The sequence below is a fragment of the Kineococcus sp. AC630 genome, assembly GCF_979255925.1.
Map to the genome: position 1 here is coordinate 85,048 of NZ_CEEDMJ010000008.1, position 25,876 is coordinate 110,923.

Annotated in this window: 29 protein-coding genes; 15 read left to right on the top strand and 14 right to left on the bottom strand. The window is 72.1% G+C overall.

Annotated features, from left to right (window positions below):
* Positions 1 to 211: 211 nt before the first annotated feature.
* Positions 212 to 538, bottom strand: coding sequence for a hypothetical protein (locus tag AC0I8G_RS10375; protein WP_328292966.1), 327 nt, complete (start codon positions 536 to 538; stop codon positions 212 to 214).
* A 140-nt stretch (positions 539 to 678) separates the two neighbouring features.
* The gene (locus tag AC0I8G_RS10380; protein ID WP_471729837.1) at positions 679 to 1,209 is read right to left on the bottom strand and encodes a hypothetical protein; all 531 of its coding nucleotides are present in this window, start codon (positions 1,207 to 1,209) and stop codon (positions 679 to 681) included.
* Between the two features lie 37 nt (positions 1,210 to 1,246).
* On the opposite strand from AC0I8G_RS10380, the gene AC0I8G_RS10385 reads away from it, so the two are divergent.
* Entirely contained in the window at positions 1,247 to 1,384 is a 138-nt protein-coding gene (locus AC0I8G_RS10385) for a hypothetical protein (RefSeq protein ID WP_471729838.1), read from the top strand.
* A gap of 152 nt (positions 1,385 to 1,536) precedes the next feature.
* On the opposite strand, the gene AC0I8G_RS10390 is transcribed toward AC0I8G_RS10385, so the two are convergent.
* The 3 genes from AC0I8G_RS10390 to AC0I8G_RS10400 form a co-directional block, all read right to left on the bottom strand.
* Positions 1,537 to 2,757 carry a saccharopine dehydrogenase family protein gene (locus tag AC0I8G_RS10390; RefSeq protein ID WP_471729839.1) on the bottom strand — a complete coding sequence of 407 codons (1,221 nt, stop codon included), beginning with the start codon at positions 2,755 to 2,757 and terminating at the stop codon, positions 1,537 to 1,539.
* 449 nt (positions 2,758 to 3,206) lie between these two features.
* Entirely contained in the window at positions 3,207 to 4,268 is a 1,062-nt protein-coding gene (locus tag AC0I8G_RS10395; RefSeq protein ID WP_471729840.1) for a helix-turn-helix transcriptional regulator, read from the bottom strand.
* Positions 4,269 to 4,347: 79 nt separating this feature from the next.
* Positions 4,348 to 4,779: a VOC family protein gene (locus AC0I8G_RS10400; protein ID WP_380260681.1), complete on the bottom strand. Its 432-nt coding sequence runs from the start codon at positions 4,777 to 4,779 to the stop codon at positions 4,348 to 4,350.
* A 198-nt stretch (positions 4,780 to 4,977) separates the two neighbouring features.
* Here AC0I8G_RS10400 and AC0I8G_RS10405 point away from each other — a divergent pair, with 198 nt between their 5' ends.
* The gene (locus AC0I8G_RS10405) at positions 4,978 to 5,277 is read left to right on the top strand and encodes a hypothetical protein (protein ID WP_471729841.1); all 300 of its coding nucleotides are present in this window, start codon (positions 4,978 to 4,980) and stop codon (positions 5,275 to 5,277) included.
* Here the strand turns inward: AC0I8G_RS10405 and AC0I8G_RS10410 are convergent.
* Entirely contained in the window at positions 5,264 to 5,698 is a 435-nt protein-coding gene (locus tag AC0I8G_RS10410; protein ID WP_380160809.1) for a RidA family protein, read from the bottom strand. The two genes, AC0I8G_RS10405 and AC0I8G_RS10410, sit on opposite strands and share 14 nt — an antisense overlap.
* On the opposite strand from AC0I8G_RS10410, the gene AC0I8G_RS10415 reads away from it, so the two are divergent.
* Positions 5,697 to 6,230: a cysteine hydrolase family protein gene (locus AC0I8G_RS10415; RefSeq protein ID WP_471729842.1), complete on the top strand. Its 534-nt coding sequence runs from the start codon at positions 5,697 to 5,699 to the stop codon at positions 6,228 to 6,230. The two genes, AC0I8G_RS10410 and AC0I8G_RS10415, sit on opposite strands and share 2 nt — an antisense overlap.
* Here the strand turns inward: AC0I8G_RS10415 and AC0I8G_RS10420 are convergent.
* Both AC0I8G_RS10420 and AC0I8G_RS10425 read right to left on the bottom strand, forming a co-directional pair.
* Positions 6,188 to 6,928 (bottom strand): FadR/GntR family transcriptional regulator, encoded by a 741-nt coding sequence (locus tag AC0I8G_RS10420; protein WP_471729843.1) that lies wholly within the window; start codon positions 6,926 to 6,928, stop codon positions 6,188 to 6,190. The two genes, AC0I8G_RS10415 and AC0I8G_RS10420, sit on opposite strands and share 43 nt — an antisense overlap.
* Complete coding sequence (locus tag AC0I8G_RS10425) at positions 6,925 to 7,641, bottom strand: SDR family oxidoreductase (RefSeq protein ID WP_471729844.1); 717 nt, start codon at positions 7,639 to 7,641, stop codon at positions 6,925 to 6,927. Before AC0I8G_RS10425 ends, AC0I8G_RS10420 begins: the two co-directional genes overlap by 4 nt.
* A gap of 63 nt (positions 7,642 to 7,704) precedes the next feature.
* On the opposite strand from AC0I8G_RS10425, the gene AC0I8G_RS10430 reads away from it, so the two are divergent.
* From AC0I8G_RS10430 to AC0I8G_RS10440, 3 genes are all read left to right on the top strand, one after another.
* The gene (locus AC0I8G_RS10430) at positions 7,705 to 8,457 is read left to right on the top strand and encodes an SDR family NAD(P)-dependent oxidoreductase (RefSeq protein ID WP_471729845.1); all 753 of its coding nucleotides are present in this window, start codon (positions 7,705 to 7,707) and stop codon (positions 8,455 to 8,457) included.
* A 160-nt stretch (positions 8,458 to 8,617) separates the two neighbouring features.
* Entirely contained in the window at positions 8,618 to 9,175 is a 558-nt protein-coding gene (locus AC0I8G_RS10435) for a hypothetical protein (protein ID WP_471729846.1), read from the top strand.
* 63 nt (positions 9,176 to 9,238) lie between these two features.
* Complete coding sequence (locus AC0I8G_RS10440) at positions 9,239 to 10,411, top strand: MFS transporter (RefSeq protein ID WP_471729847.1); 1,173 nt, start codon at positions 9,239 to 9,241, stop codon at positions 10,409 to 10,411.
* A 73-nt stretch (positions 10,412 to 10,484) separates the two neighbouring features.
* Here AC0I8G_RS10440 and AC0I8G_RS10445 read toward each other — a convergent pair whose 3' ends face one another.
* Together AC0I8G_RS10445 and AC0I8G_RS10450 are read right to left on the bottom strand one after the other, a co-directional pair.
* On the bottom strand, positions 10,485 to 11,306 hold the full coding sequence (locus AC0I8G_RS10445; RefSeq protein WP_471729848.1) for an IclR family transcriptional regulator: 822 nt from the start codon (positions 11,304 to 11,306) through the stop codon (positions 10,485 to 10,487).
* 251 nt (positions 11,307 to 11,557) lie between these two features.
* Positions 11,558 to 12,487, bottom strand: a complete 930-nt coding sequence (locus AC0I8G_RS10450) for an exopolyphosphatase (RefSeq protein ID WP_328292952.1) — start codon at positions 12,485 to 12,487, stop codon at positions 11,558 to 11,560.
* Positions 12,488 to 12,667: 180 nt separating this feature from the next.
* Between AC0I8G_RS10450 and AC0I8G_RS10455 the strand changes: the two genes are divergently transcribed.
* The 3 genes from AC0I8G_RS10455 (at position 12,668) to AC0I8G_RS10465 (ending at position 14,911) form a co-directional block, all read left to right on the top strand.
* Positions 12,668 to 12,997 carry an L-rhamnose mutarotase gene (locus AC0I8G_RS10455; RefSeq protein ID WP_328292951.1) on the top strand — a complete coding sequence of 110 codons (330 nt, stop codon included), beginning with the start codon at positions 12,668 to 12,670 and terminating at the stop codon, positions 12,995 to 12,997.
* Positions 12,998 to 13,070: 73 nt separating this feature from the next.
* Complete coding sequence (locus AC0I8G_RS10460) at positions 13,071 to 14,072, top strand: LacI family DNA-binding transcriptional regulator (RefSeq protein ID WP_471729849.1); 1,002 nt, start codon at positions 13,071 to 13,073, stop codon at positions 14,070 to 14,072.
* A gap of 59 nt (positions 14,073 to 14,131) precedes the next feature.
* Complete coding sequence (locus AC0I8G_RS10465; protein WP_471729850.1) at positions 14,132 to 14,911, top strand: carbon-nitrogen hydrolase family protein; 780 nt, start codon at positions 14,132 to 14,134, stop codon at positions 14,909 to 14,911.
* Here the strand turns inward: AC0I8G_RS10465 and AC0I8G_RS10470 are convergent.
* Entirely contained in the window at positions 14,895 to 16,124 is a 1,230-nt protein-coding gene (locus tag AC0I8G_RS10470; protein WP_471729851.1) for an MFS transporter, read from the bottom strand. The two genes, AC0I8G_RS10465 and AC0I8G_RS10470, sit on opposite strands and share 17 nt — an antisense overlap.
* Positions 16,125 to 16,761: 637 nt before the next feature.
* Here AC0I8G_RS10470 and nrdH point away from each other — a divergent pair.
* The 4 genes from nrdH to nrdF are packed head-to-tail and all read left to right on the top strand — an operon-like array spanning position 16,762 to position 20,576.
* Positions 16,762 to 17,001, top strand: a complete 240-nt coding sequence (gene nrdH, locus AC0I8G_RS10475) for a glutaredoxin-like protein NrdH (protein ID WP_471729852.1) — start codon at positions 16,762 to 16,764, stop codon at positions 16,999 to 17,001.
* A 20-nt stretch (positions 17,002 to 17,021) separates the two neighbouring features.
* The gene (gene nrdI / locus AC0I8G_RS10480) at positions 17,022 to 17,420 is read left to right on the top strand and encodes a class Ib ribonucleoside-diphosphate reductase assembly flavoprotein NrdI (protein ID WP_471729853.1); all 399 of its coding nucleotides are present in this window, start codon (positions 17,022 to 17,024) and stop codon (positions 17,418 to 17,420) included.
* Positions 17,417 to 19,576 carry a class 1b ribonucleoside-diphosphate reductase subunit alpha gene (nrdE, locus tag AC0I8G_RS10485; protein ID WP_471729854.1) on the top strand — a complete coding sequence of 720 codons (2,160 nt, stop codon included), beginning with the start codon at positions 17,417 to 17,419 and terminating at the stop codon, positions 19,574 to 19,576. Before nrdI ends, nrdE begins: the two co-directional genes overlap by 4 nt.
* A 28-nt stretch (positions 19,577 to 19,604) precedes the next feature.
* Positions 19,605 to 20,576 (top strand): class 1b ribonucleoside-diphosphate reductase subunit beta, encoded by a 972-nt coding sequence (gene nrdF / locus AC0I8G_RS10490; RefSeq protein ID WP_471729855.1) that lies wholly within the window; start codon positions 19,605 to 19,607, stop codon positions 20,574 to 20,576.
* A gap of 64 nt (positions 20,577 to 20,640) precedes the next feature.
* Here nrdF and AC0I8G_RS10495 read toward each other — a convergent pair whose 3' ends face one another.
* From AC0I8G_RS10495 to AC0I8G_RS10505, 3 genes are all read right to left on the bottom strand, one after another.
* The gene (locus AC0I8G_RS10495) at positions 20,641 to 22,200 is read right to left on the bottom strand and encodes an amidase (protein ID WP_471729856.1); all 1,560 of its coding nucleotides are present in this window, start codon (positions 22,198 to 22,200) and stop codon (positions 20,641 to 20,643) included.
* On the bottom strand, positions 22,197 to 22,496 hold the full coding sequence (locus tag AC0I8G_RS10500) for a hypothetical protein (RefSeq protein ID WP_471729857.1): 300 nt from the start codon (positions 22,494 to 22,496) through the stop codon (positions 22,197 to 22,199). The genes AC0I8G_RS10495 and AC0I8G_RS10500 overlap by 4 nt, the downstream gene beginning before the upstream one ends.
* Positions 22,497 to 22,580: 84 nt before the next feature.
* On the bottom strand, positions 22,581 to 23,306 hold the full coding sequence (locus AC0I8G_RS10505) for a FadR/GntR family transcriptional regulator (protein WP_471729945.1): 726 nt from the start codon (positions 23,304 to 23,306) through the stop codon (positions 22,581 to 22,583).
* A gap of 161 nt (positions 23,307 to 23,467) precedes the next feature.
* On the opposite strand from AC0I8G_RS10505, the gene AC0I8G_RS10510 reads away from it, so the two are divergent.
* Both AC0I8G_RS10510 and AC0I8G_RS10515 read left to right on the top strand, forming a co-directional pair.
* Positions 23,468 to 24,223, top strand: coding sequence for an SDR family NAD(P)-dependent oxidoreductase (locus tag AC0I8G_RS10510; protein ID WP_471729858.1), 756 nt, complete (start codon positions 23,468 to 23,470; stop codon positions 24,221 to 24,223).
* On the top strand, positions 24,220 to 25,872 hold the full coding sequence (locus AC0I8G_RS10515) for a D-apionate lactonase family protein (RefSeq protein ID WP_471729859.1): 1,653 nt from the start codon (positions 24,220 to 24,222) through the stop codon (positions 25,870 to 25,872). Before AC0I8G_RS10510 ends, AC0I8G_RS10515 begins: the two co-directional genes overlap by 4 nt.
* The last annotated feature ends 4 nt before the right edge of the window (positions 25,873 to 25,876 follow it).

The window sequence follows — 25,876 nt, forward strand, 5'->3', positions numbered from 1 at the left end:
GGACGCGCCCTCGTCGTGGTGGGCGATCTTCAAGAGCGTCCGAGGCAGGATCCGGAGACGTCGACGCTGCGGGCGATGTCGGCTCGGGAGCGGCGGCAGACCCGGGGCGCTGTCCGCCGCTCAGGTGGACTCGAAACAGGTGCAGGTCGCCGGCGCGGGCGGAGCTGTTCGGCCGTGCCCCTCCGCCTCCTTCGTCGTGCCCGTCAGGTGGTCAGGCGGCTTGGACCTCGGCGGCGTAGATGAGGTCGGCGGTGTGGAGGAGGGGAGCGAGGTCGAGGTCGCAGGTGTTGCAGAGGTGGTGGATGTCGGTGAGCAGTTCGATGAGGGCCTGCTGCACGTCCTCGGCGTCGCTGGCACTGGCGCGGGTGTGGTGGTGGAGGGCCTGGGCGGCGTATCCGGCGCGTTGAGCGTTGTTGTGGCGGGTCCGGGCGGCGCGGGTGGCGGGGTCCTCACCCTCGTGGTTGAGGACGACGACGTCAGCATCACCATCAGCGCCTGCACGGGTGCTGGTGGGCTCGTGACTGGGGATCTGGGTCATGGCGGGTCCTTCGGTGTGGTCCTGGGATGGGAGGTGCCAGCGATCTGCGGACAGCCCTGCTGCTCAGGGCCCGTGCACGGCGTACGGCTGTCGGTGCGGCCCTCAGCGGAGCAGGTGCTCGAACTGAGTTGGGCCGGATCTCAGCTGCTGAGGTGCCGATCGGGGTGGGTGACGATGAGGGTGAGGTGGGGACTGCTCTCGTCGAGCCCGCCGGGAGCGGCGTCAGCCGGTGCGTCGTGGGTCGTGACGGCTCCGCGGCTGGACGCGTGCACCAGGTGGAGCCCGGGCCGGAGCTGGTCTGCGGGGGGTCGGGCCAGGGCGGCGAGGTGGCCACCGCCGATGGGTGAACCGGTCCCGGGGCCGGGGACGGGCTCGCTGACCACGGTGACCACCGGCGCAGACGGCTGGGCGGTGGCGGCGGCACTGCGTTGTGCGGCCTGCAGCTGCTCGATGTGCTGCTGGATCTCCCGCAGCCGCTCGTCGTGGGAGTGGGGGTCCGTCGAAGCGGTGTGGCCGGCGAGGTAGCCGAGGAGCACGGCAGCCGGGACGGCGGCGAGCAGCAGGAGCACCCGTTCGCTGGGCTTGGCCGGTGCCAGGAGGGGAAGGAGGGTGAGGGTGGCGAAGGAGGTCAGGGCGACGGTGCCGGCGCGGCGCATGGTGGTGCGGGGCACGTCATCACTCCTGCCTGCTGCAGATGTCGGTTCACCGGTGTGTTCCTCGACCCAGGTGGCGACGACACCTCCGGTGGAGGCGACGTCGTCGGTCTACAACGTCATCGGGTCGAGGAGTTGTTCCGTTTCACTGCGGGTCCGCCGTGTCTTCGTCCTGGTCTTCGTCCTGGAGTGAGCCTGCCACATCGACGCACCAACAGCCCAGGGGTGCAGGGCACGGCCAGGTTCCGGGCTCCGCCCGTCCCGGCCGGCCGCAGCGCCGTCGCGAGCGTCGGGGAGTCCAGGCTCACCGTCGTCGACGGTGGGCGCGCCGGACGCCCCGGGGCGTCAGTCCGCGACGTCGAGCGTGAAACCTCTGCGGCGCAGACGATCCACGAGCGGGATCCCGATGCCCGTGGCGGGGGTCAGGACCCCCGCGCGGGCGGGTAGGCGGTCGCCGTCGAACGCGAGCGCCAGGGCGCTCTCGCCGAGCATGACCGCGGTCGCGGCGTAGCCCGGGTCGCCCTGGGCGGCGACGGTCACAGTGGCGCGGCGGTCGGACTCCGTGCGCGCGTCGAGGCGCAGGTGGAAGCGGCCCGTGCGGCGGGTGTGCTCGCTGGGGCCGGTGCCGGGGGAGGGCAGCAGACGGTCGAGCAGCGGCCGCAGGGGCTGGACGGCCAGCAGGCCGGTGAGCCCGGCCAGGACCCCGGTGACGGCGGTCGCTCGCAGGGCCGCGGTGCGCCCGGAGAACGCCATGACCTCCGCGTAGCGCAGGCGTGGGCCGTAGGCGTGGTCGAGCAGGGCGTTGCTGCGTCGTACCACCCGGGTGTTGTAGGAGGACATGACGAAGGGGGCCACCCAGTCGCCCGTCCCCCCGCGTCGGTGGGGGCCGAACGCGTCGGGCTGGCGGCCCAGGTCGGATTCGCTCGCGCGCTCGGGGCTCAGGGCGTACGGGTCGGCCACCAGCCGCCGCGCCTGCGGGTCGCGGCGCGCGGTGTCCAGCTGCAGGCGCAGCGAGTCGACCGTGCCGCCGCTGAAGCCGCCGCGCGCCGAGACGACCTCGAGCGTCGCGCTGACGAGCGGTCCGGCGTCGTGGGTCCGTGCCCAGTCGTGGGCGAGCAGCACGGCCAGGTCGGAGGGGACGGAGTCGAAGCCGCAGGAGTGCACGATCCGGGCTCCGTTGGCGCGGGCCGTCTCGTGGGCGGTGTCGATGCTGCGGCGTGCGAACAGGACCTCGCCGGTCAGGTCGGCGTAGTGGGTGCCGGCGCGGGCGCACGCCTGCACGAGCGGCAGCCCGTGCCTCAGGTAGGGGCCGACGGTCGAGACCACGACGTGGGCCGACTCGGCGAGCGTGCGCAGGGACGCCTCGTCGGAGGCGTCGGCCACCACGAGCGGCCAGTTCGCGGCGGCGGGTCCCAGGTCGCGGGCCACGGCCGCCAGCCGTTCGCGCGAGCGGCCGGCCAGGGCGATCCGCGTTCCGGTGGGGGCGTGCGTGGCGAGGTGCGCCGCGGTGAGGCGCCCGACGAAGCCGGAGGCGCCGAAGAGCACGATGTCGATGTCGCGAGCCACGCCGTCACGCTAACCCGCCGACCCCGGTCCTGGTCCCCTGCCCTCACCGCCGGGCTGTCGGCCACGGCCATCGAGCAGGCCTCGGCAGGGCGGGACCGTCGGCTGCTGGATCCGGCCGGGGCGCCGTGGGAGTTTCCTCCACGAGGGGGAGTTTCCCAGCGCGATGCTCGTCGTCGGACCCGCGGACCTGGTGCTGCTCGATCGTGCTTGCACCATGGCGGAGATCAGCAGCAGGACCGGCGACCGTAGAACGCGTCGGGTCGACTCCTGCGTGGGCGGAGTTCCTCCGGCGGAGGATCGGCGTCAACTGCATTGCAGGGCAACAGCTCAGAAGGATTCAGTGTTCTCTTCCCTGAAACCACCAGGAGGTTTCCGTACCGGTCCACACCGGTCTGAACACCGACGTCGAACGTCGGGTCGCAGCGATCCGCCGGTGCCGGCGGACGAGGTCAGGACGGAACTTCTCCCGGCTGATCCGCCTGCTGGAGTTCTGCGGGTCGTGGAACGACTGCCGCAGCCCGTCCTGCCCGTTCGGCGAGGCGGGTGAAGGCGTCCCGCAACTCCTGGGGTTCGATGACCTCGACGTCCTCGTCCAGACGGGCCAGAGAGGCCGCCAGTCCCGTCCAGGACCAGGATCCCAGCACGAGACGACAGCGTCGCGGACCGATGCTCTCGAGGGTTCCGTCCCCGACGAACGGTGACAGCTCAGCGGCGGAGGCGTGCACGACGACCACCCCCGTGCACGGCCACACGTCGCCCGCGGGCGAACCCTTGAACCGGCCCGCGACGAAGGCGGCCGCGTCACCACCGGGGATCTCGCGCGGGGTGAAGCGGGCCCCGCCGGGTACCCGCAGTCGCATCCGGTCGACGCGGTAGGTCCGCCAGTCCTCCTTCCGGGGTTCCCAGGCGAGCAGGTACCACCGGCCGGCACGCAGGACCAGCCGGTGGGGGTGGACCTCCCGGGCCGCCGCCGGTCCGGTCGGCGGGACGGTGTCGTGCTCGTCCGCCTGGGGCACGCCGTAGTCGAAGCGCAGCCCTTCGCTGCGCTGCACGGCCTGGCCGATGGCGAGCAGGACGTCGACGTCGACCTGCTCGCCACCTCCTCCCGCGGTCCGCTCCACCACGATCGGGCGGAACCCCTCGACGCGTCGGGTGAGGTGGGAGGGGAGGACCTGCGAGACGGTGCCGAGCGCTCGGGCGGCGGCCTCCCCGATCCCGGCACCGGTGACGACGGCGAGTTGCAGAGCCACCGTCAGGGCGACGGCCTGCTCGTCGTCGAACAGCAACGGCGGCAGTCGGGCGCCGGCCTCCAACCGGTACCCGCCGTCGGGTCCCTTGACCGCGTTGATCGGGTAGCCGAGTTCCCGCAGACGGTCCACGTCACGGCGGACGGTCCGCTCGCTGATGTTCAGCCTCCGGGCCAGCACGGACCCGGGCCAGTCGCGTCGGGACTGCAGCAGGGACAGCAGCGACAGGAGGCGCGAGGACGTGGCGGAGGCGGGAAGAGCCATGGCGACAGCGTGCCCTCTCGGTGGTCAGCGGGTGTCCGCACGTCCGGACGACCTCGAGGCGCCACCCCACGACCGGGGCTCACTCGGCCGGGGACCAGGGGACGATGACGTCGATGATCCAGATGACCCCGAACTGGTCGGTGAGCTTGCCGTAGAGCGGGCTGAAGATCGACGGACCCAGTTCCACCTCGACGTCGACGGCGCTGGGGCGCAGGCCGTTCCAGTACCGGGTGATCTCCTCGGCGTCGGTGCTGCGCAGGGACAGGTAGTAGGGGTTCTGACCCTGGTCGTAGGGCTTGGACCCCTGCACGTCGTAGGCCATGACGTGGAACCCGTTGGGCGAGACCACCTGACCCCAGGCGATCTGCTCGGCCTGGTCCGGTTCCTGGCCGGCGGGGGCGCTGCCGTACGGGACGGCGACGACGTCGCCACCGAACACGGACCGGTAGAACTCCAGGGCCTGCTTGGCGTTGCCGCGCAGGTTGACGTGCAGGGTGCTGGTGACGCTCACGGTGGTCCTCCTCCGACCTGAGCGGACCGTCCGCTCGGGTGTGGAAGAACCATCTCGGGAGAAGAGGTCAGGGACTGTCCTGCACCAGCGCGCGGCTCTTCGTGGTTCCGCCGTTCGGGGAGCGGTGCGCGTGCGGACGACCGGGACCCCGCGCGCGGGGACTCGTACAGGTGTTCGAAGCTGTGCGATGCTCGCGGGGTGTCCGGGGGTCAGTCGCGCAGGAACGGGCAGCGTCCGCTCTACGAGCTGGTGCGCGAACACCAGGCCCGGCGCGAGGCCGGGGAGCGCACCGCCGTCCGGCACTGCTGGGTGCGACCGGCCGACGGTGGGGCGGAGCCGTGGCCGGGGATCGTCGTCGCCTGGGCGAGGGGGCCCCGGGGGTGGCGTGGCCGGGTGGTCTACGTCGTGCCGGGTCCGGAACCCGTCGTCGTCGAGGCGTGGGTCGAGGCGGTGAACCTGCGCGCGGCCGGACCCGGCGGTGACCCTAGCGCTGGATGATCGCGTCGGCCTCGACCTCGACCAGCAGGTCCGGTTCGATGAGCGCGCGGACCTCGACCATCGTCGTCGCCGGCCGCACGTGGCCGAAGAACTCGGCGTGGACACGTCCGACCTCCTCCCAGCGGGAGATGTCGGTGACGAACATCCGGGTGCGCACGACGTCCTCCAGGGTCGCGCCGGCCTCGATCAGCGCCGCGCGGATCCGCGTCAGGCAGGTGCGGGTCTGCTCGCCGACGTCGTCGCCCCCGACGGGACCGTCCGGGGTCGCGGCGGTGGTGCCCGAGACGCTCACGTGGTCGCCGACGCGCAGCGCCCGCGAGTAGCCCACGATCGGCTCCCAGGTCCCGCCGCTGGAGATCGACTGTCGAGTGCTCACGGGGAGACTGTGCCACCAGGGCCCGGCCGGTAGCGTCCGCACCATGGTGCCCGCCCCCTGGCTCGTCCTCATCGACCTGCAACGCATCTTCGGCGCCCCGGAGAGCCCGTGGGCCGCGCCCCGGTTCGACGCGGCCGCGCGCGTCTGCGCGGAACTCCTCCAGCGCTACGCGCCGCGGGTCGTGCTCACCCGGTTCGTCGCCCCGGCCGAACCGCGGGGGGCGTGGAAGCCCTACTACGAACAGTTCCCCTTCGCCCTCGTCCCCGACGAGGACCCGCTCTACGCCCTCGTCGACGGGTTCTCCGGACGCGGGGTGCCCGTCCTGACCCGCACCACGTTCGGCAAGTGGGGTCCGGAACTCGCGCAGATCGTCGGGGACGCCCCCGTCGTGGTCGGCGGGGTGTCCACCGACTGCTGCGTCCTGTCGACGGTCCTGGCCGCGGCCGACGACGGAGTTCCCGTGACGGTGGTCGCCGACGCCTGCGCCGGCGCGAGCGACGTCGACCACGAGCGGGCGCTCGACGCCCTGCGCCTCTACGCGCCCCTCGTCTCGGTCGTGACCTCGCGCGACCTCTGACCCGCCTGCGCGGCCGGTCGCCGCACCCTCGGCCGGTCCCGGGTGCGGGCGACGAGTTCACCCATCGCGGCACCCGCGGTGGTGTCGTCGCCGGCGGCGACGGCGCGGGCCAGCGTCGTGTGGAGTTCCACGTCGCGGGCGACCGGGTCGATCTCGGCGCGTTCCTCGAGGGCTTGCGAGACCACCGCACCCAACCGGACGAACATCGCGTTCCCGGAGGCCTCCAGCACGGCGGAGTGCAGTTCCTCGTCGGCGGCCAGGAAGCGGGTGGGATCGGCCAGGACGGCCGGGTCCTCCAGAGCCGTTGCGGCATCGAGCAGGCGCTGGGCCATTCCCGAGCGGGAGATCCGCCGGGCGGCGGCCACCGCGGCGGCGGGTTCCACGGCCGCCCGCAGTTCCCGCAGTTCCTCCAGCTGCGCGTCGCGGTCCGGGCCCTGCAGTCGCCACCGGATGACTTCGGGGTCCAGCAGGTTCCACGCCGGGCGCGGACGCACCACGAGCCCGACGCGCGGCGACGCCGTCAGCATCCCGAGGGCGGCCAGGACCCGGGTCGCCTCGCGGACGATGCTGCGCGAGGTCAGGGTCCGCGCGGTCAGCGTCTCCACCGACGTGGTGTGTCCCGGTGGGAACTCCCCGGCCACGACGGCCCGGCCGAGGTCGTCGAGCACGCGGCGGAACGCGGGACTGCGACTGCTCACGCCTGCGCGACGGGGGAGACGACCAGTTCGTCGATGCGCACGTGGGCGGGGGAGTCCAGCACGAACTGCACCGTCCGGGCGACGTCCTCCGGGGTCAGCATCCGGGCCCGGGCGGCGGCGTCGGGAACGTTCGGGCGCTGGTCGAGGAAGTCGGTCGCGACGTCACCGGGGCAGAGGTGCGTCGCGCGGACCCCGGACGCCGCCTCGTGGGCGTTCAACGTGCGGACCAGGGAACCCAGGGCGGTCTTGCTCGCCGAGTACGCCACCCCGGCACTGGGGTGGAACGACCAGCCCGCGTAGGACGAGATCACCACCACGACGCCACCGGTCTTCCGCAGGTCCGGCAGGGCCGCGTCGACCGTGGTCGCGACCGCACCCAGGTTCGTCGCCACGACGTCGTGGAACGTCGCGATCTCCTGGTCGTCCCAGCGACGCTTCGGGGTGTTCACGCCGGCGGCGAGGACGACGCCGTCGAGGTGGCCGTGCTCGGCCACGATCCGGGCCCGGGCCGCGGCGACCGCCGCGCCGTCCTGGACGTCGAGGGGCAGTGCGAACGCGGTCCCACCGGACCTCGAGATGGTGGAGGCGGTGTCCTGCAGCGGTTCCGCACGACGACCGCTGAGGGCGACCGTCCACCCCGCAGCGGCGGCGGACAGGGCGACGGCCCGTCCCATGCCCGATCCGGCACCGGTGATCCAGAGCACTCGTTGCACGTGGGGCCTCCTCGACCGTAGGTTCTCCGACGACAATAGTATGTCCAATGGGAGGAGAACCCCGTGCACCTCGACGTCGCAGGCCGGGTGGTCGTCGTCACCGGAGCAGGACGGGGGATCGGGCACACCCTCGCCCGTCGTTTCGTCGCGGAGGGCGCGCAGGTCGTCGGTCTCGACCGTGCCTTCGAACCCCAGGACGGGGTGACCGAGATCGTCTGCGACGTGACCGACCCCGCCTCCGTGACCGCCGCGGTCGAGGAGGTCGTGTGCCGTTCCGGGACGATCGACGTCCTCGTGAACAACGCCGGGATCAACGTCGACGGTCGGGTCGCGGACCTCACCTGGGACGGTTGGCGGCGCTGCTTCGACGTCAACGTCGGCGGGGTCTTCCTCGTCAGTCAGGCGGTCGCCGAGGTCATGAAACGCGCCGGGAAGGGACGGATCATCAACGCCGCCTCCTTCGCGGCCATCGTGCCGAGCGTCGGCAGTGCCGCCTACGCGGCGTCCAAGGCGGCCGTCGTGCAGTTCACCCGCGTCCTGGCCTCCGAACTCGGGCCGTGGAACATCACCGTGAACGCCTACGCACCGGGGATGATCCCGACCGCGATGAACGGTTTCGCCGAACTCCCGGCCGAGAAGGCCGACGAACTGCTCGACACGTTGTCCCTGCGCCGCTGGGAGAGCGCCGACGACGTCGCCGACCTGCTCGTCTTCCTCGCCAGCGACGCGGCCGGCTACATCACCGGCACCCTCGTCGACGTCTCCGGCGGGAAGCTCGCCACCCAGATCCCGCGACGGGCCTACGAGGGGCTCTGACGGCGAGCGGACGACCGGGCGCCGGGGGCCCGGGTGGAGACCGTCTCCACCCGGGTTCCACCCCGGATCGGTTCGGCGGTGGACGACGTGGGGCGCCCCGCCGGGCGAACCTCGAGGTGTTGCAGGGAACACCGACGAACACCCCACGGAAGGCCGGACCATGTCTCTCACCACCGCCCTCGTCATCGCCCTCGTCATGATCGTCTCGACGCTCCTCTTCGACCGCGGCGTCCGCCCGGTGGGCCGGGGGCGGGTGCTGCGCCCCCTGCTCGTGGGCGTCCCGATCGCCCTGTTCTTCACGGCGCACCTCGTCACCGGCGGCGCCGGACTCGCCGTCGAGGCCGCCGGGGCGGTCCTCGGCCTCCTCGTGGGGACCGGGACCGCGCTGCTCGCCCGGGTCGGCCGGGACGAGACGACCGGGCAGGCCGTCACCCGCGCCGGTACGGCCTACTTCGCCTTCTGGATCGCCGCCTGCGCCGTCCGCTTCGCCTTCAGCTACGGCGCGCAGCACTGGTTCGGGCAGGACATGGGCACCTGGCTCTACGGGCACGGCGTCGCGCTGGACGACATCACCGCCGTCATCACCAACGGGATCGTCTTCTCGGTGCTGGGGATGCTCCTCGGCCGTGCCGCCGGGATGCTGGTCCGCGCCGGCTTCGTCACCCGCGGGGTCACCCGCGAGGTCACGGTGGTCGGGGCCCGCACCCCCGCGCTCTGATCCGCGCGAGCCCTCCCGGAGGGGCGGGCGGGGTGGTGGGCAGCTGTCTGGGATCGTTGCCGGATGCCGAACCGCGAGATCCCCTGGCGCTCGCTCGCGGCGGTCTACGCCCCGGCCGCGTTGTTCAGCACCAGTCAGGGTGCGGTCCTCCCCGTCCTGCCCCTCACCGCCCGCGACCTCGGCGCCTCCGTCGCGGTGTCGGCGTTCCTCGTCGCGCTCCTCGGGGTCGGACAGGTCGCGGGGGCGCTGCCGGCCGGGGCGCTGGTCGCCCGGTCCGGGGAACGGACCGCGATGCTGCTGGCCGCTCTCGTCTCCGCCGCCGCGCTCACCGGGGCGGTGTTCGCCCCCGGTGAGGCCGTGCTCGCGCTCTGCGTCCTCGCCCTCGGGGTGGCCGCCGCCGTCTGGAGCCTCGCCCGGCAGTCCTTCCTGACCGCGGCCGCGCCCGTCCACCTGCGGGCGCGGGCGTTGTCGACGCTCGGCGGGGTGGGCCGGATCGGGACCTTCGTCGGACCGTTCCTCGGCGCCGGCGGGAGTGCGCTGTTCGGGCTCCGGGGTTCCTACGTCGTCGCCGGCATCGCCGTCCTGCTGGCCGCCGGAGTCGTCCTGCTGCTGCCGGACCCGGAACTCGAGGAGTCCCGGCACGGACCGGCCCCGACGCTGCGCGAGGTCCTGCGTTCCCACGCGAGGGTCCTCGCCACCCTCGGCGTCGCGGCGCTCGCCGTCCAGGCCGTGCGCCAGTCGCGCCAGACGGTGCTGCCCCTGTGGTGCGACCACATCGGCCTCGACGCCACCACGACCAGCCTCGTCGCGGGAGTGTCCGGTGCCGTCGACATGCTGCTCTTCTACCCGGCGGGTTCGGTGATGGACCGCCTCGGCCGGGCGGCCGTGGGAGTTCCCTCGATGCTCGTCCTCGCGCTCGGGCACGTGCTGCTCCCGTTCACGCACACCGCCTGGACGGTGGCCCTGGTCGGGGTGGTCCTCGGCTTCGGCAACGGCATGGGCGCCGGGTTGGTGATGACGCTGGGCGCCGACGCGGCCCCTCCGGGGGGACGGGCGGTGTTCCTCGGGGCGTGGCGCCTGGTGACCGACGCGGGTGCCGCCTCCGGCCCGTTGCTGGTGGGGGTCCTGGCCGGTGCGGGGAGCCTCGTCGTGGCGACCGGAGGCGTTGCGGTGCTGGCGGTCGCGGCCGCCGCCGGGTTGTTCAGGTTCGTGCCGCGACACCGACCCGGGCCGTGAGTTCCGCGACCGTGGCGAGTCGCCGCCGACCCCGGTCCGGGTGGGTCGGCCACCACCCCGAGGGGTTGCGGCGTCAGCGGATCCCGACGGAGCGGAGGTGCCGGGCGAGCTCGCCGGCGTGCCGGGTGAGGATCTCCGCGACCCGCTCGACCTCCTCCTCCGTCGCGATCTCGGCGGGCAGGCTGCAACTGATCGCGTCGGTCGCGGGGATGCGGTACTCGACGCGGACCCCGACGCAGACCGTCCCGGGCAGGTTCTGCCCCCGTTCCACGGCCCAGCCGCGACGGCGGACGGCGGCGAGTTCCTCGTCGAGCGCGGCCCGGCTCGACACCGTGTCCGGGGTGAGCGGGGGCAGGACGTCGCCGGGGAGCAGGGCGTCGAGTTCCGCGGCGCTCCGTTCGGCGAGCAGCGCCTTGCCCAGCGACGTCGCGTAGGCGGGCAGGAGACGGCCCACCCGGGAGTGTCCGCGGTGGGCGTCGGCGGCCTCGCGGGTCGCGAGGTACACGACGCTGCCCCCCTCGAGGCGCGCGATGTGGGTCGTGCACCGGCTCTCGTCCCGGACGGCCTCGATGGCGGCGATGGCCGGTGGCAGCGCCGGGTCGCGGTCCAGGTAGGCGGTGCCGGTGAGCAGGGCCTGCGCGCCGATCCCGTACCCGCCCGTCCCCGTCGCGCCCCCCGTGGGTGGCTCGATCCAGTCGAGGTCGACGAGCGTCCGCAGCAGCGCGTGCAGGCTGGAGCGCGGGTAGCCCGTGCGTTCCTGCAGTTGTGCGACGGTCAGCACGTACGGCGGTTCGGCGAGGGCCTGCAGGATCCGGACCGTCCGCTCGGCGGACTTCACCGGCCCGCGCCCTGGGTCGGACTCCTGCTGTTCGGCCTCGGTGTCCTGCGTCGTCACCGGTCCCACCTCCAGACCGCGAGTCTAGAGGGGTGGCAGCCGGCGGTCCGGGAGGACCCGTGCTGCTCGGCGTTCACCAGCGTGGACGGGGACCAGGCACGGGGCGGACGGTGGGGCCGGGTTCGCGTGACCGGTGGACAGGTGTCACCCCGGGAGTTCCACCGCGTCGGACGTGACCGCCCCGCTCGCCCCTCCAGACGCCCGACCCCACCGCACGACGTGTCTACCCCACATCGTGATCACGGCGGACCTCAGCGCTCGGCGCGGAGCTTCCCCACCAGTTCGTCGAGGACGCGGACGGAGTCGGTGTGCGGGACCTGGCAGGTCCCCGCGGCCAGGTGACCGCCGCCCCCGTACTCCAGGCACACGGCGCCGACGTCGACGGGAGAGGTGCGGTCGACGATCGACTTGCCGATCGCGAAGACGGTGTTCATCTTCGCCTTGCCCCACAGCACGTGCATCGAGACCCGCGCCTGCGGGTACATCGCGTAGACGAAGAACCGGTTCCCGGCGTGGATCGTCTCCTCCTCGCGCAGGTCCAGGACGGCGACGTCGCCGTGCAGGGTCGTGACGCGTTCCAGCTGGGCCTCGAACAGCTCGGCCTGGGCGTGGAACAGCTCGACCCGCTCCGCGACGTCGGGCAGCGCGAGGATCTCCTCGACGTCCTGGTACTCGATGCAGATGTCGATGAGCTGCATCATCAACTGGTAGTTGGAGATCCGGAAGTCGCGGAAGCGGCCCAGACCGGTGCGCGAGTCCATGAGGAAGTTCAGCAGGGTCCAGCCGGTCGGCTGGAGGATCTCCTCGACGGAGTACTGCGCCGAGTCGGCCTGGTCGACGGCGCGCATCAACTCGTCCGAGATCTTCGGGAAGCGGTCCGCGCCGCCGTAGTGGTCGAAGACCACCCGGGCCGCCGACGGTGCGTCCGCGTCGATGACGTGGTTGGCGCGTTCGCCGTTGCGCAGCGTCTCGGAGTGGTGGTGGTCGAACACCAGGTGCGCGCGCGGGTCGTAGGGCAGGTTCGTGAGGATGTCCCGGCTCGAGATCTCGACGACCCCGTCCTGCACGTCCTTGGGGTGCACGAAGGTGATCTCGTCGACGAGGTCGAGCTGGCGCAGCAGGACGGCGCAGACCAGCCCGTCGAAGTCGCTGCGGGTCACGAGGCGGAAGGTGTCGCTCACGGTTCAGTGATCGGCTGCCCCGGGCCCGGGCTTGACCCCTCGTCGGGACGGATCGCGGACCGCCCGGCCACCCACCGACGGCTTGACGGTCCGGGAGGGCTCGCCCACACTGCCGGAGCCCCGCCGTGAATCGTGTCAACGAGTCCGGTCACCGTCGACCGCTCCTCCGGAGGAACCCGCGTGAGTGAACGAGCCTGCTTCCTGCTGCACCTGCGGCCGGAGACGTTGCCGGAGTACCTGGAGGTCCACCGCGAGGTGTGGCCGGAGGTGCTCGAGGCGTTGACCCGGACCGGGTGGCGCAACTACTCCCTCTTCCTCCGCGAGGCCGACGGCCTGGTCGTGGGGTACTGCGAGACCGACGACTTCGCGGCGACGACGGCGGCGATGGACCGCGAGGACGTGTCGGCCCGCTGGGAGCAGGCGATGGGGAGGTACTTCCAGCCCAGCGCCGCGGCCACCGGGGAGGACCGGCCCCGGGAGCGGCTCGTGGAGTACTTCCACCTGGACTGACCCGCGGACGAGGAGCGCGCCACGCCCGCGGTCCTGTGCCGAGCGCCGGCCGCGGAGGTGACATCCTGCCCGGATGGCGACGGTCAAGGAGGTCGCCCGGCGCGCCGGGGTGTCGCTGGGGACGGTGAGCAACGTCCTCAACCGACCCGAGGTCGTCTCCGAGGGACTCCGCACCCGGGTCCTCGACGCGATCGCCGAACTCGGCTTCGTCCGCAACGAGTCCGCCCGCCAGCTGCGGGCCGGGGTCAGCCGGACGATCGCGATGGTCGTGCTCGACGTCGCCAACCCCTTCTTCACCGACGTCATCGCCGGCGCCGAGGAGCTCGCCGAACGGCACGACTCGCTGGTCGTCATGTGCAACAGCGCGAACTCCGCCGACCGGGAGGCGCGCCACCTGCGCCGCCTCGACCAGCAGCGGGTGCTCGGGGTGCTGCTGACCCCCGTCCACGACGCACCGAGCGCAGCTCTCTCGGAGGTCCGTGACCACGGCACGCCCGTCGTGCTCGTCGACCGGGGGGCCGCCAGCCCGGGACAGTCCTCGGTGGCCGTCGACGACGTCCTCGGCGGGCGGCTCGCGGGGGAGCACCTCGTCGGTGCGGGGCACCGCCACATCGCCTACGTGGGGGTCGCGACACCGCTGCGCCAGGTCGAGGAACGACTGCGCGGGGTGCGGGAGGCCGTCGGTGCGGCGGGGACCGTCGAGGTCGTCAACGCCACGGGTCTCTCGGTCCGGGCCGGTTCGCAGGCCGCCGCGCAGATCCTCGCCTCCCCGCCCGGGGAACGGGCCACCGCCGTGTTCTGCACCAACGACCTGATGGCCCTCGGGGTCCTCAACGAGTGCGTGCGGCGGGGGGTCCGGGTTCCTGACGAACTCGCCCTCGTGGGCTACGACGACATCGGTTTCGCGGCGACCGCCAGCGTTCCGCTGACCTCGGTGCGCCAGCCCCGGGAACTCCTCGGACGCACGGCCGTGGAACTGCTGCTGGCCCAGGTGGAAGGTCGGCCGGCCCAGCAGATCGTCTTCGAGCCGGAACTCGTCGTGCGGCGCTCGACGGCTCGACGCGTCACTCCCTGAGTTCCTCCCCCTGATCTCCCCGGTTCCCACCGCGACCGTCCGTGCGGCAGGGTTGGGGCGTGCGCATCGCCCTGGCCCAGATCTCCAGCTCCGCCGATCCCGCCGCGAACCTCCGGCTGGTCCGCGAGGAGGTGGCGGCCGCCGCGGCGGCCGGCGCCCGGTTGCTCGTCCTCCCGGAGGCGACGATGTGCCGGTTCGGGGTTCCGCTGGCGCCGGTGGCCCAGCCCGCCGACGGACCGTGGGCGAGCGCGTTGACGGAGCTCGCCGACGCGGCCGGCCTCACCGTCGTCGCGGGTGGTTTCACCCCCGGTTCGCGGGGGCGGGTGCGCAACACCCTCTTCGCCCGGGGCGGCGGGATCCACGCCGACTACGACAAGGTCCACCTCTACGACGCCTTCGGCTTCGCCGAGTCCGACAGCGTCGAACCGGGGGCGGAACCCGTCCTGCTCGACGTCGACGGGGTCGGCGTCGGGCTGACCACCTGCTACGACCTGCGCTTCCCGGGGTTGTTCACCCACCTCGCCGGGTCCGGGGCCCGGATCGTCGTGGTCTCGGCCTCCTGGGGGGCCGGGCCCGGCAAGGTCGAGCAGTGGCGACTGCTCGCCCGCGCCCGGGCGCTGGACTCGACCTCCTTCGTGGTGGCCTGCGGGCAGGCGCTGGCCACCGAGGACCACGGCGGGGCGCCGACCGGCGTGGGGCACAGCCTCGTCGTCTCCCCGGACGGTGAGCTCCTCGCCGAGCTGGGGGAGGAACCGGGTCGCCTCGTCGTCGACCTCGATCCGGCGCTCGCCGACGACGTCCGCACGGTCCTCCCGGTCCTGCTCAACCGACGGTTCTGACCGCTCGGCCCGCACGGCGGGCCAGGACGGCGAGGCCGACGGCGATCACCGGCAGGGCGGCGACGGGTGCGGTGAACAGGTAGGAGAAGCGCGCACCGCCGTGGTCGACGAGTCGACCGCCGAGCCCGGAGCCGAGCGCCGTGCCGATGACGAGGGTGGCGCTGAAGAGGGCCAGGGTCTCGGTCAGCCGGTGCGCGGGGCTGGACGCCTCGAGCAGCCGGTTGGCGGCGACGCTCAGCGGGGCGAACGTGGTGCCGGCGACGAAGCTGATGACGATGATCCACGCGAGTCCCGGGGCCAGCGCCAGCGGACCGTAGCCGAGCAGGAAGAGCACCGCCGCGGCCGTCAACCCCCGCCGGGGGTCCTCGGGCGGGCGCTGCGCGCCGACGACGAGGCCACCGCAGACCGCGCCGAGCGCCCCGGCGCCCAGCACGGTGCCGGCCAGTTCCGGCGCGCCGGCCTCCCGGGCGAGAGCGACGGCACTGAGGTCGGCCAGGCCGAAGGTCACCCCGACGGCGGTGCCCGCGACCATCAGGGCCCGGGTCCCGATCGGCACCGAGGGCAGCTCCCAGCGGCGTCGCCGCGGCGCGCCCGGGGTTCCGCCCCGCGGGTCGCTGGAGCGCTGGGCCGCGAGCAGGACCGTCCCCGTGACGCCCGCCGCGCAGGTCGCCCACAACCCCCAGACCGGGGCGACGGCGGCGGCCAGGAACGACGCCGCGGCCGGCCCGCCGACCCAGACGAGCTGGTCCAGCACCGACTCCAGGGCGAACGCCGTGTTCAGGCGGGGGCGGTCGCCGCCCAGCAGACGCGACCAGCGGGCCCGGGTGAACGAGCCGATCGGGGGGACGCCCGCCCCGGCGACGGCGGCGGCGAGCAGCAGCCAGCCCCGGGCGACCCCGGGTGCCGCGAGCACGACCAGGGCGCTCACCCCCACGACGTTGACGACCGCGGCCCCGAGCAGGACCCGGGCCTGCCCGCGGCGGTCGCCGAGGCGGCCGAGGAGGGGGCCGGCGGCGGCGTTGGCGGCGGCGAGCACACCCGAGACGGTTCCCGCGAGGGCGAAGGAGCCGGTGCGTTGCTGGACGTGGAGCAGGGCGGCGAACCCCAGCACGGCCGCCGGCAACCGAGCCACGAGACCTGCGGCGACGATCCTGCGGTGCGTGGGCGGGGCCAGCACGCGCGTGTAGGCGAGCACCGCGTCGGTGGCGGGCAAACGGTTCTCCTCGACGTCCTCGTCGGGTCCGGGAGCGGGAGCCGTCCCGGTGTCAGGCTCCTGCCGTGCGGACGCGGCGTCAAGACCACGACGGCACCGCAGAGTGCGGTGCGGCACCCTTGTCCGCCGCCAGGGCGTCGGGGAGGCCGGCCGGGATCCGTGCCGCGATCGCCGTGGGCGGCTCCCGAACGGCTCCGGGGGGCGTTCACCGGGATCAGGCCACCCCACATCTGGGGGCGGAAAGGGTTCGGCGCCCCCAGGTGTTGTGGATGAGTGTGTGGACGTCATGGGGACGGGGGTGTGGACGCCTGTGGAGGACACGCCGACGCAGATCGACACGCCGGTCACGCTGCGTGCATCTCTACTGACGACGGGTGCCCGCCAGTCAGGTGACGAAGGGGTAGAACCGCAGGTCAGAGGCTTGAGAAGGTCGGTGACCGTCCGCTCCGTCCGGCGGGGCGAATAACATCCTTGTCACACACCATCTTGTGGTGGTTTGCCATCCGGCCCCCTAGGGGTAGTGTCTGAGAGACCCCAGCAGCACGGGACGCGTCGTCCAGCCGACACGGATTCCACGCTCCACCTGGTGCCGATCAGCTGGACCCGCACGACACCACCCGAGGGAAGGACCACCCCGATGACCACCACCGTCTACAGCACGCCGTCCTGCGTGCAGTGCAAGGCCACCTACCGTGCGCTCGACCGCAATGGCATCGCCTACGAGGTCGTCGACGTGACGCAGGACGCCGACGCGCTGGCGCTGGTGCGCTCCCTCGGGTACGTCCAGGCGCCCGTCGTCGTCGCCGGTGAGGACCACTGGTCGGGCTTCCGTCCCGACCGCATCGACGCTCTGGCTCGCACCACCGCCTCGGTCTGAGCGCGTCGGGAGGAACGACCGTGAAGCCCGGCGTCGTCTACTTCTCGAGCGTCTCAGGCAACACGCACCGCTTCGTCGACAAGCTCCGGCTGGAGCAGCCGGCCCTGCGGATCCCGCTGCACGCGCGTGACGAACCCCTCGTCGTCACCGACCCCTACGTCCTCATCCTCCCCACCTACGGTGGCGGCGGTGGGGTGGGAGCGGTCCCCAAGCAGGTCATCCGCTTCCTCAACGACCCCGCGAACCGTGGCCTCGTCCGAGGCGTGATCGGCGCGGGCAACACCAACTTCGGGGAGCACTACGCCGCTGCCGGTGACGTCGTCGCCGTCAAGTGCAAGGTGCCCCACCTGTACCGCTTCGAACTCTTCGGGACTCCCGACGACGTGCGCCGTGTGCGCGACGGATTGGACTCGCTGTGACCCTCACCTCCGACGCCCCCGAGCTGGAGACCGTTCCCGCTCCCACCTCCCCCGGGTACCACACGCTCAACGCGATGCTGAACCTCTGGGACGAGGACGGGAAGATCCAGTTCGAGGCCGACGTCGAGGCGGCGCGGCAGTACTTCCTGCAGCACGTCAACCCGCGCACCCGGAAGTTCCCGACCTTCGAGGCGCGTCTCGCGCACATGGTCGACAACGGCTACTACGAGCAGCACGTGCTCGACCAGTACTCCCCGGAGTTCGTGCGGTCGCTGACCGACCACGCGCACGCCGCGAAGTTCCGGTTCGCCACCTTCCTCGGGGCCTTCAAGTACTACACGAGCTACGCGCTCAAGAGCTTCGACGGCAAGGAGTACCTCGAGAACTTCGAGGACCGCGCCGTCATGACCGCCCTCACCCTCGCCGTCGGTGACGAGGCGCTGGCCACCGCGGTCGTCGACGAGGTCATCGCGGGCCGCTTCCAGCCCGCCACCCCGACGTTCCTCAACGCCGGCAAGTCCTCCCGCGGTGAGCTCGTCTCGTGCTTCCTGCTGCGCATCGAGGACGACATGGAGTCCATCGGGCGCGGCATCAACTCCGCCCTGCAGCTGTCCAAGCGCGGTGGCGGCGTCGCCCTGCTGCTGAGCAACATCCGCGAGTACGGCGCCCCCATCAAGCGCATCCAGAACCAGTCCTCGGGCGTCATCCCCGTGATGAAGCTCCTCGAGGACTCCTTCTCCTACGCCAACCAGCTCGGTGCGCGTCAGGGTGCGGGTGCGGTGTACCTCTCCGCGCACCACCCGGACATCCTGCGGTTCCTCGACACCAAGCGCGAGAACGCCGACGAGAAGATCCGCATCAAGACCCTGAGCCTCGGGGTCGTCGTCCCGGACATCACGTTCGAGCTCGCGAAGAACAACGAGCCGATGCACCTGTTCTCCCCGTACGACGTGGAGCGCGTGTACGGCAAGCCCTTCGGCGACGTCCCCGTCAGCGAGCACTACCGCGAGATGGTCGCCGACGACCGCATCCGCAAGACGCAGATCAACGCCCGCGAGTTCTTCCAGACCCTCGCGGAACTGCAGTTCGAGTCGGGCTACCCCTACATCGTGTTCGAGGATACGGTGAACAAGGCCAACCCGATCGCCGGCCGCATCAACATGTCGAACCTCTGCTCCGAGATCCTCCAGGTCAACACGCCCAGCACGCTGGCCGAGGACCTGACCTACGCCGAGATCGGCAAGGACATCTCCTGCAACCTGGGCTCGCTGAACATCGCCCTGGCCATGGACGGCGGGAACCTCGGCCGCTCGGTCGAGACGGCCGTGCGTGCGCTGACCGCGGTGTCGATCGCCAGCGACATCCAGTCGGTGCCCTCGATCGCGTACGGCAACTCGAAGTCGCACGCCATCGGCCTCGGCCAGATGAACCTGCACGGCTACCTCGCCCGCGAGCGCGTCCACTACGGCAGCGAGGAGGGTCTGGACTTCACCAACGTGTACTTCGCGGCGGTGCTGTTCCACGCCCTGCGCGCCAGCAACCTGATCGCCGTCGAACGCGGCGAGACCTTCGAGGGCTTCGAGAACTCGAAGTACGCCGACGGCACCTTCTTCGACAAGTACCTCGAGACCGACTTCCTGCCGGCCACCGAGCGCGTCGCGGAGCTGTTCTCCCGGGCGGGCATCGCGCTGCCGACCCGGGCGGAGTGGGCCGAGCTGAAGGCCTCCGTCGTCGAGCACGGCATCTTCAACCAGAACCTCCAGGCCGTGCCGCCGACGGGTTCGATCAGCTACATCAACAACTCGACCTCCTCGATCCACCCGATCGCCTCGAAGATCGAGATCCGCAAGGAGGGCAAGCTCGGCCGCGTGTACTACCCGGCGCCGTTCATGACGAACGACAACCTGGAGTACTACGCCGACGCCTACGAGATCGGCCCCGAGAAGATCATCGACACCTACGCCGCGGCGACGCAGCACGTCGACCAAGGTCTGTCCCTGACGCTGTTCTTCAAGGACACCGCCAGCACCCGTGACATCAACCGTGCTCAGATCTACGCGTGGCGCAAGGGCATCAAGACGATCTACTACATCCGGATCCGGCAGATGGCCCTCGAGGGCACCGAGGTCGAGGGCTGCGTCAGCTGCATGCTCTGAGCAGCTGCAGCCGCGAGAAGAGGGAACGATGGAAAAGCTGAAGCTCGTCGACCGCGTCAACGCGATCAACTGGAACCGCCTCCAGGACGACAAGGACCTGGAGATCTGGAACCGCCTCACGAGCAACTTCTGGTTGCCGGAGAAGGTCCCGTTGTCCAACGACGTGCAGTCGTGGCAGAACCTCAGCCCCGAGGAGCGCACGCTGACGCTGCGCGTCTTCACCGGTCTGACCCTGCTGGACACGATCCAGGGCACCGTCGGGGCGGTCTCGCTGATCCCCGACTCCCTCACCCCGCACGAGGAAGCCGTCTACACGAACATCTCGTTCATGGAGTCGGTCCACGCGCGCAGCTACTCCTCGATCTTCTCGACGCTGGCCACCACCCGCGAGATCGACGAGGCGTTCGGCTGGTCCGAGGACAACGAGGCGTTGCAGCGCAAGGCCTCCATCGTCATGGAGTACTACCGCGGTGAGGACCCGCTGAAGCGGAAGGTCGCCTCCACCCTGCTGGAGTCCTTCCTCTTCTACTCGGGCTTCTTCCTGCCGATGCACTTCTCGTCCCGCGCGCAGCTGACCAACACCGCCGACCTCATCCGGTTGATCATCCGGGACGAGGCCGTGCACGGGTACTACATCGGCTACAAGTTCCAGCGCGGTCTGGAACTCGTCGACCAGGCCAGGCGCGACGAGATCAAGGACTACACCTTCGAGCTGCTCTACGAGCTCTACGACAACGAGTGCAAGTACACCGCCGACCTCTACGACGGTGTCGGTCTCACCGAGGACGTCAAGACGTTCCTGCACTACAACGCCAACAAGGCGCTGATGAACCTCGGGTACGAGGGGATGTTCCCCTCCGACATGACGAAGGTCGACCCGTCGATCCTCTCGGCCCTGTCGCCCAACGCCGACGAGAACCACGACTTCTTCTCGGGTTCCGGTTCCAGCTACGTCATCGGCAAGGCCGTCGCCACCGAGGACGCCGACTGGGAGTTCTGACCTCCCGACACCCCTGACCCCGCGGTGGTCGAGCACTCGACGTGCTCGACCACCGCGGGGTTCGTCATTGGGCGGTGCGGGCGACGGTGGCCGCGTCCAGCTGCAGCGCAGCCGAACTGAGCAGTCGCGCCGGTGCCGGGTCGGCGGGGCGGCGCAGGTGGAAGTCCGAGACCGCCTGGTGCGCGGCGGCGACCTGCAGCAACCGGTCCTCCTCGTAGGGCTGGCCGCCGAGGATGACGCCGACGGGGGCGAGCGGGCCGCCCTCGTAGGCCGGCGCTTCGCCGATCGGGAACGCGATCTCGGGCAGGCCCAGGATGTCGAAGGGCACCGGCGATGTCTGCAGCACCACGTCGCACTGCGTGAACAACCCCGAGAACAGTTCCTGCAACAGCCACGTCTTGGCGCGCTGTCCGGTGATCCACTCGTCCCCGGAGAGCAGCAGGCCCTGCAGCCAGGACAGCGAGCTCACCCCGAACAGCGACAGGTCCTGGCGCAGCCAGTGCCGGAACGGCTCGGTGCGCTCGGAGAGCCGGATCGCGTTGAAGGCTCCCGTGAGCAGTTCCCAGTCGGTCGGGTAGGTGACGTCCACGAGGGTGACTCCCGGGACGGCCGCCACGCGGTCGAGGAAGCTCTGCCGGGCGGCGGCGACCTCCGGGGTGAGGTCGGCGAAGAAGTCGCCCGGAACCCCGATCCGGGTGGCCCGGCGCAGCTCGACCCCCTGGGCGCCGTAGACGGGCGTCGCCGCCGTCACCAGGTCGGGGACCTTCGGCAACCCCAGCGTCCGCGGGTCCAGCGGGTCCGGGCCGGCCAGCACCGACAGCACGATCGCCGCGTCCATGGCGTCCCGGGCCAGCGGACCGGAGTGGTCGCGGGTGAAGGACAACGGGATGATGCCGTGGATCGAGGTGCGGCCCATCGTCGGTTTGAGACCCGTGAGGTTCTGCTGGCGCGACGGTTCGGTGATGCTCCCGCCGGTCTGGGTCCCGATGGAACTCGTCGCCAGCCGGCCCGCCACCGAGGTCGCGGGCCCGGTCGAGGAACCGCCCGGGTCCACGGTGACGTCCTCGGGGGTCCAGGCGTTGACCGTCGTGACCACCCCGGCGGGGGTCGTCGCGCGGGTCGTGGCGAGCGGGCCCATCTGTCCCTTGCCGAGGACGATCCCGCCGGCCGCGGTGAGCCGCGAGACCGCCGTCGCGTCGGTGTCGGGGACGAAGTCGGCGAAGATCCGGGAGTTCGCGGTGGTCCGCACGCCCGCGGTCCAGTAGTTGTCCTTGACGCACAGCGGGATCCCGGACAACGCCCGCCGCACGTCACCCCGGGCGTCCACCTCGGCGGCCTTCGCCAGCGCGCTGTCGGCGGTCACGGTGTTGAACGCCTGGTAGGTGTTCTCGAACCGGTCGATCCGGTCGAGGTGGGTCTGCACGAGTTCGGTCGCGGACAGGGTGCCGGCCCGCAGCATCGTCAGGGCCTCGGCGATGGTCGCCTCGGTGGGGTCGTCCACGGCGGCCGCACGCAACGTCACGTCGGGCGCGGCCTGGGCGGTGGGGGACACCGCGGCAGCGGCCGCGAACGTGGCCCCACCGGAGGCGGCGAGGAACGTCCGGCGGTTCAGGGCGCGGCTCACGCGGCACCCCCTTCCGACCCGGGGGCCCAGGCGGTGGCGATCGAGGGGTACAGCAGCGGGGCGGCGGCCTGCTGCGCCGCCTCGGGAGAGGCGACGGGCGGTTCCCAGGCGTTGAGCTGCGGCACGGTCTGCACGAGGAACGCGCGCAGCGACTCCAGGGCCGCGGCGCGGGTCGGGACCCCGGTCGCCGGGTCGGCGACCTCGGGGAGTTGCGCCAGGTCGACCCCGGCCAGGGCGAGCCGGGTGGTGATGAGGGTGTCGAGAGCTTCGTCGCTCAGAGTTGCCAGGTCGATCACGAGGTTCCTCCGCATCAGGATGGGTCACCTGTGACTGTGGTGACTCCTGAGGCGGGTGGGAAGACCTTCCGTGTTACCTGCCGGTTACGTCTGTGCGTCGGAGGGGGTGGCGTTGTCCTCGTCGGAGTGCTCGACCCGGCTGCCGGCGGTGCGCATGTGCGTCCGCATCGCCGCTTCCGCGCGGTGCGCGTCGCGGGCCGCGACGGCCTCGTAGACGGCGCGGTGCTCCACGCAGGCGGTCTCGGCCTGTTCCCGGCGGCGCAGCCCGCGGTCCACCCACAGCCGCAGCAGGCTGCGCGTCGTCTGCAGGAGATCGCCCAGGACGTCGTTGCCGGAGGAGCGGGCGATGGTGACGTGGAACAGCGCGTCGGCCTCCACGAAGGCCGGCAGGTCGTCGAGGTTCGTCTCCATCTGTTCCAGCGAGCTGCGCAGGGTCTCGACGCCGTCGTCGTCGATGCGGTCCGCGGCGAGCGCCGCCGCGTGCACCTCGAGGGCGCTGCGCACCTCGGAGAGCTGCGAAGTGTGCTTGGCCGAGAGCATGAGTCCCCAGCTCAGCGTGGTCGGCAGGAGTTCGGACATGCTGTCGCGCAGGTAGGTCCCCGAGCCGGGTCGCACGGTGACGATGCCGAGGACGTCGAGGGCGGCCAGTGCCTCGCGGACGGCGGAGCGGCCGACGCCGAGTTCCTCGGCGAGCTGGCGCTCGGGGGGCAGGCGGGAACCGGGGGCGAACTGACCGGAGGACAGCAGCCCCGTCAGCTGGCGGACGACCTCCGACACGGCACTGCCGCGGGGGACGGCCTTGAGTTCCATCTGCACGAGCGCAGGGTCGTCTCTGCGGTAGGCCGGCACGCCGTCAAGGTACCCGACAGCGGGGAGGAACACCGGTCAACCGGTTGACACACAGACGTGTGCCGCGCACGATGCGGAGCCGGACCGGTCCGCGACGCAGCGGCCGGAGTCAGGGGAGACGCGTGAGCGAGCGACTGCAGGGCAAGACCATCCTCGTCACCGGGGCCGCCTCCGGTATCGGGCGGGCGGTGGCCGAGGGGTTCGTCGCCGAGGGTGCGCGGGTCGCCTTCACCGACCGCGACGGTGCCGGCGCCGCCGACGCGGCACGCGCGGCGGGTGGCGGGTCGTTCGGCCTCACCCTCGACATCACCGACGAGAGTTCCGTCGAGGCCGCGTTCGCCGCGGTGCTCGAACGCGGGTCCACCCTCGACGTCGTCGTGGCCAACGCCGGGGTGCAGTTGTTCGGCCAGGACGCCCCGATCGCCGACCTCGACCTGGCCGTCTGGGAACGCACGGTGGCCGTGAACCTCACGGGAACCTTCCTGACCGTGAAGCACGCCGTGCGCGCGATGCTGGCGACCGGTGGGTCCATCGTCCTCACCGGTTCCCCGACGGGCCTGAACGGCGAGGGCCGGGACTTCACCGCCTACTCCAGCACCAAGGCCGGGATCCACGGCATGGCCCGGACCGTGGCCGCCGCCTACGCCGACCGCGGGATCCGGGTGAACACCGTCGTCCCCGGGTACACCGAGACACCCCTGGTGACCTCGATCTCCGGCGACGCCGAGTCCCGCGCCGCCATCGTCGCCCGGACCCCGTTGGGTCGCCCCGGCCGCCCCGCCGACGTCGTCGGCATCATGGTCTACCTGGCCAGCGACGAGTCCTCCTTCGCCACCGGCGGCCTGTTCCGGGTCGACGGGGGGATGACGACGTTGTGAACCGCCTCGACCTCGGCGGGATCTGGCGCGACGAGGAACCCGGACCCCGCCGGGTCGACCTGGGGCCGTGGTCGCTGGAACTGCGCCGGGGCGGGTCGTTGTCGAACCTGGCCTTCTCCGGGGTCCCGGTGCTGCGGGCCGTCCGCGGTGTCCTGCGCGACCGCGACTGGCGGACCGCGCCGGCCACCGTCCTCGACGTCACCACGCGCGACGGGGAACTCCGGGTCCACGGCACGTTCCACGACGAGGGGGGTGAGGACGTCGTCGACGCGACGTGGGAGATCGGCGCCCGCGCGGACGCCGGGCGACTGGTCGTCGGGTTCACCGCGACCACGCGTCGTGCGTTCCAGCGCAACCGGTTCGGACTCGTCGTGCTGCACCGCCCGGACGACGCGGGGACGCCCCTGCAGGTCGGGCACCCGGACGGCGCGTGGACGGCGACGGAGTTCCCGGTCACCATCGCCCCGCACCAGCCGGCCCGCGACGTCGCGGAACTGCGGTGGAGCCGCCCCGGGGTCGACGTCGCGGTCGAGTTCCGTGGCGACGTCTTCGAGATGGAGGACCAGCGCAACTGGAGCGACGCGTCGTTCAAGACGTACAGCACCCCGTTGTCCGAACCGTTCCCCGTGCGGCTGGAACCGGGGACGGTCGTGCACCAGCAGGTCGTGGTCCGCTGCGCACCCAACGCCCTCCCGGTACCCGTCCCCGCCCGGCCCACCCGCATCGACCTGGTGGTCACCGACGAACCCTCGCCGCAGTGGGGGAGCACGTCCCCCGTCGAGGGTTTCGCCGGTCCGCTGCTCGTCGAACTGGTCACCGCGGACCCGGAGTGGCTCGGGGTGCTGGAACGCGCCCGGCGCTGCGGACGCCCCCTCGACGTCCGCGTCGTCACCGATGACCCGGCCGAGGTCCCAGTGGTCGTGAAGGCGGCGTTGGGCGCCGACGTGGTCCGCTGGGCCGTCCACTCGCGCACGACGCACGTCAGCACCCCGGAACTCTGGGCCGCCCTGTGCGCGGCCTGCGCGGGGCTCCCCGGGGACCTCGTCGCCGGGGCGCGGTCGCACTTCACCGAGCTGAACCGGACGGTGGAGTTCCTCCCCGCGGACGCCGACGGCGTGGTCTTCGCCAGCACCCCGCAGATGCACGACACCGGTCGGGACCAGGTCCTCGAGGCCCTCGCCGTCCAGGAGCTCACCGCCCGTCAGGCGGTGGCGATCGGCGGCGGACGGCCCGTCCACGTCGGGCCGGTGACGCTCCGGCCCCGGTTCAACGCTGTCGCGACCACCCCGTGGCGGGTCGACCGGGACCGGGTGCCTCGCGATCCTCGTCGAGACGCGAGGGGTTTCGCGGCCTGGGTGGTCGCGAGCGCCGCCGCCTTCGCCGTTCCCGGGGTCGCGAGCGTCACCTTCGGTGACGTCGACGGCTCCGCGGCCGCCGGCCTGCGGCTGCTGGCCGGGCTCGACGGGTCGCGGCGGTTGCGGCTCGCGCCGGGATGCGTTCTGGCGCAGGGGGTCCACCTGATCGGCGGTCGCAGTGCGGGCGATGACGCGGTCCTGGTCGCCAACCTCGCCGACGACGTCCGGGTCGTCGACCTCGCCGGAACGGACCTCACCCTCGAACCCGGTGAGGTCCGCCGCCACGCGGGGTGACCGG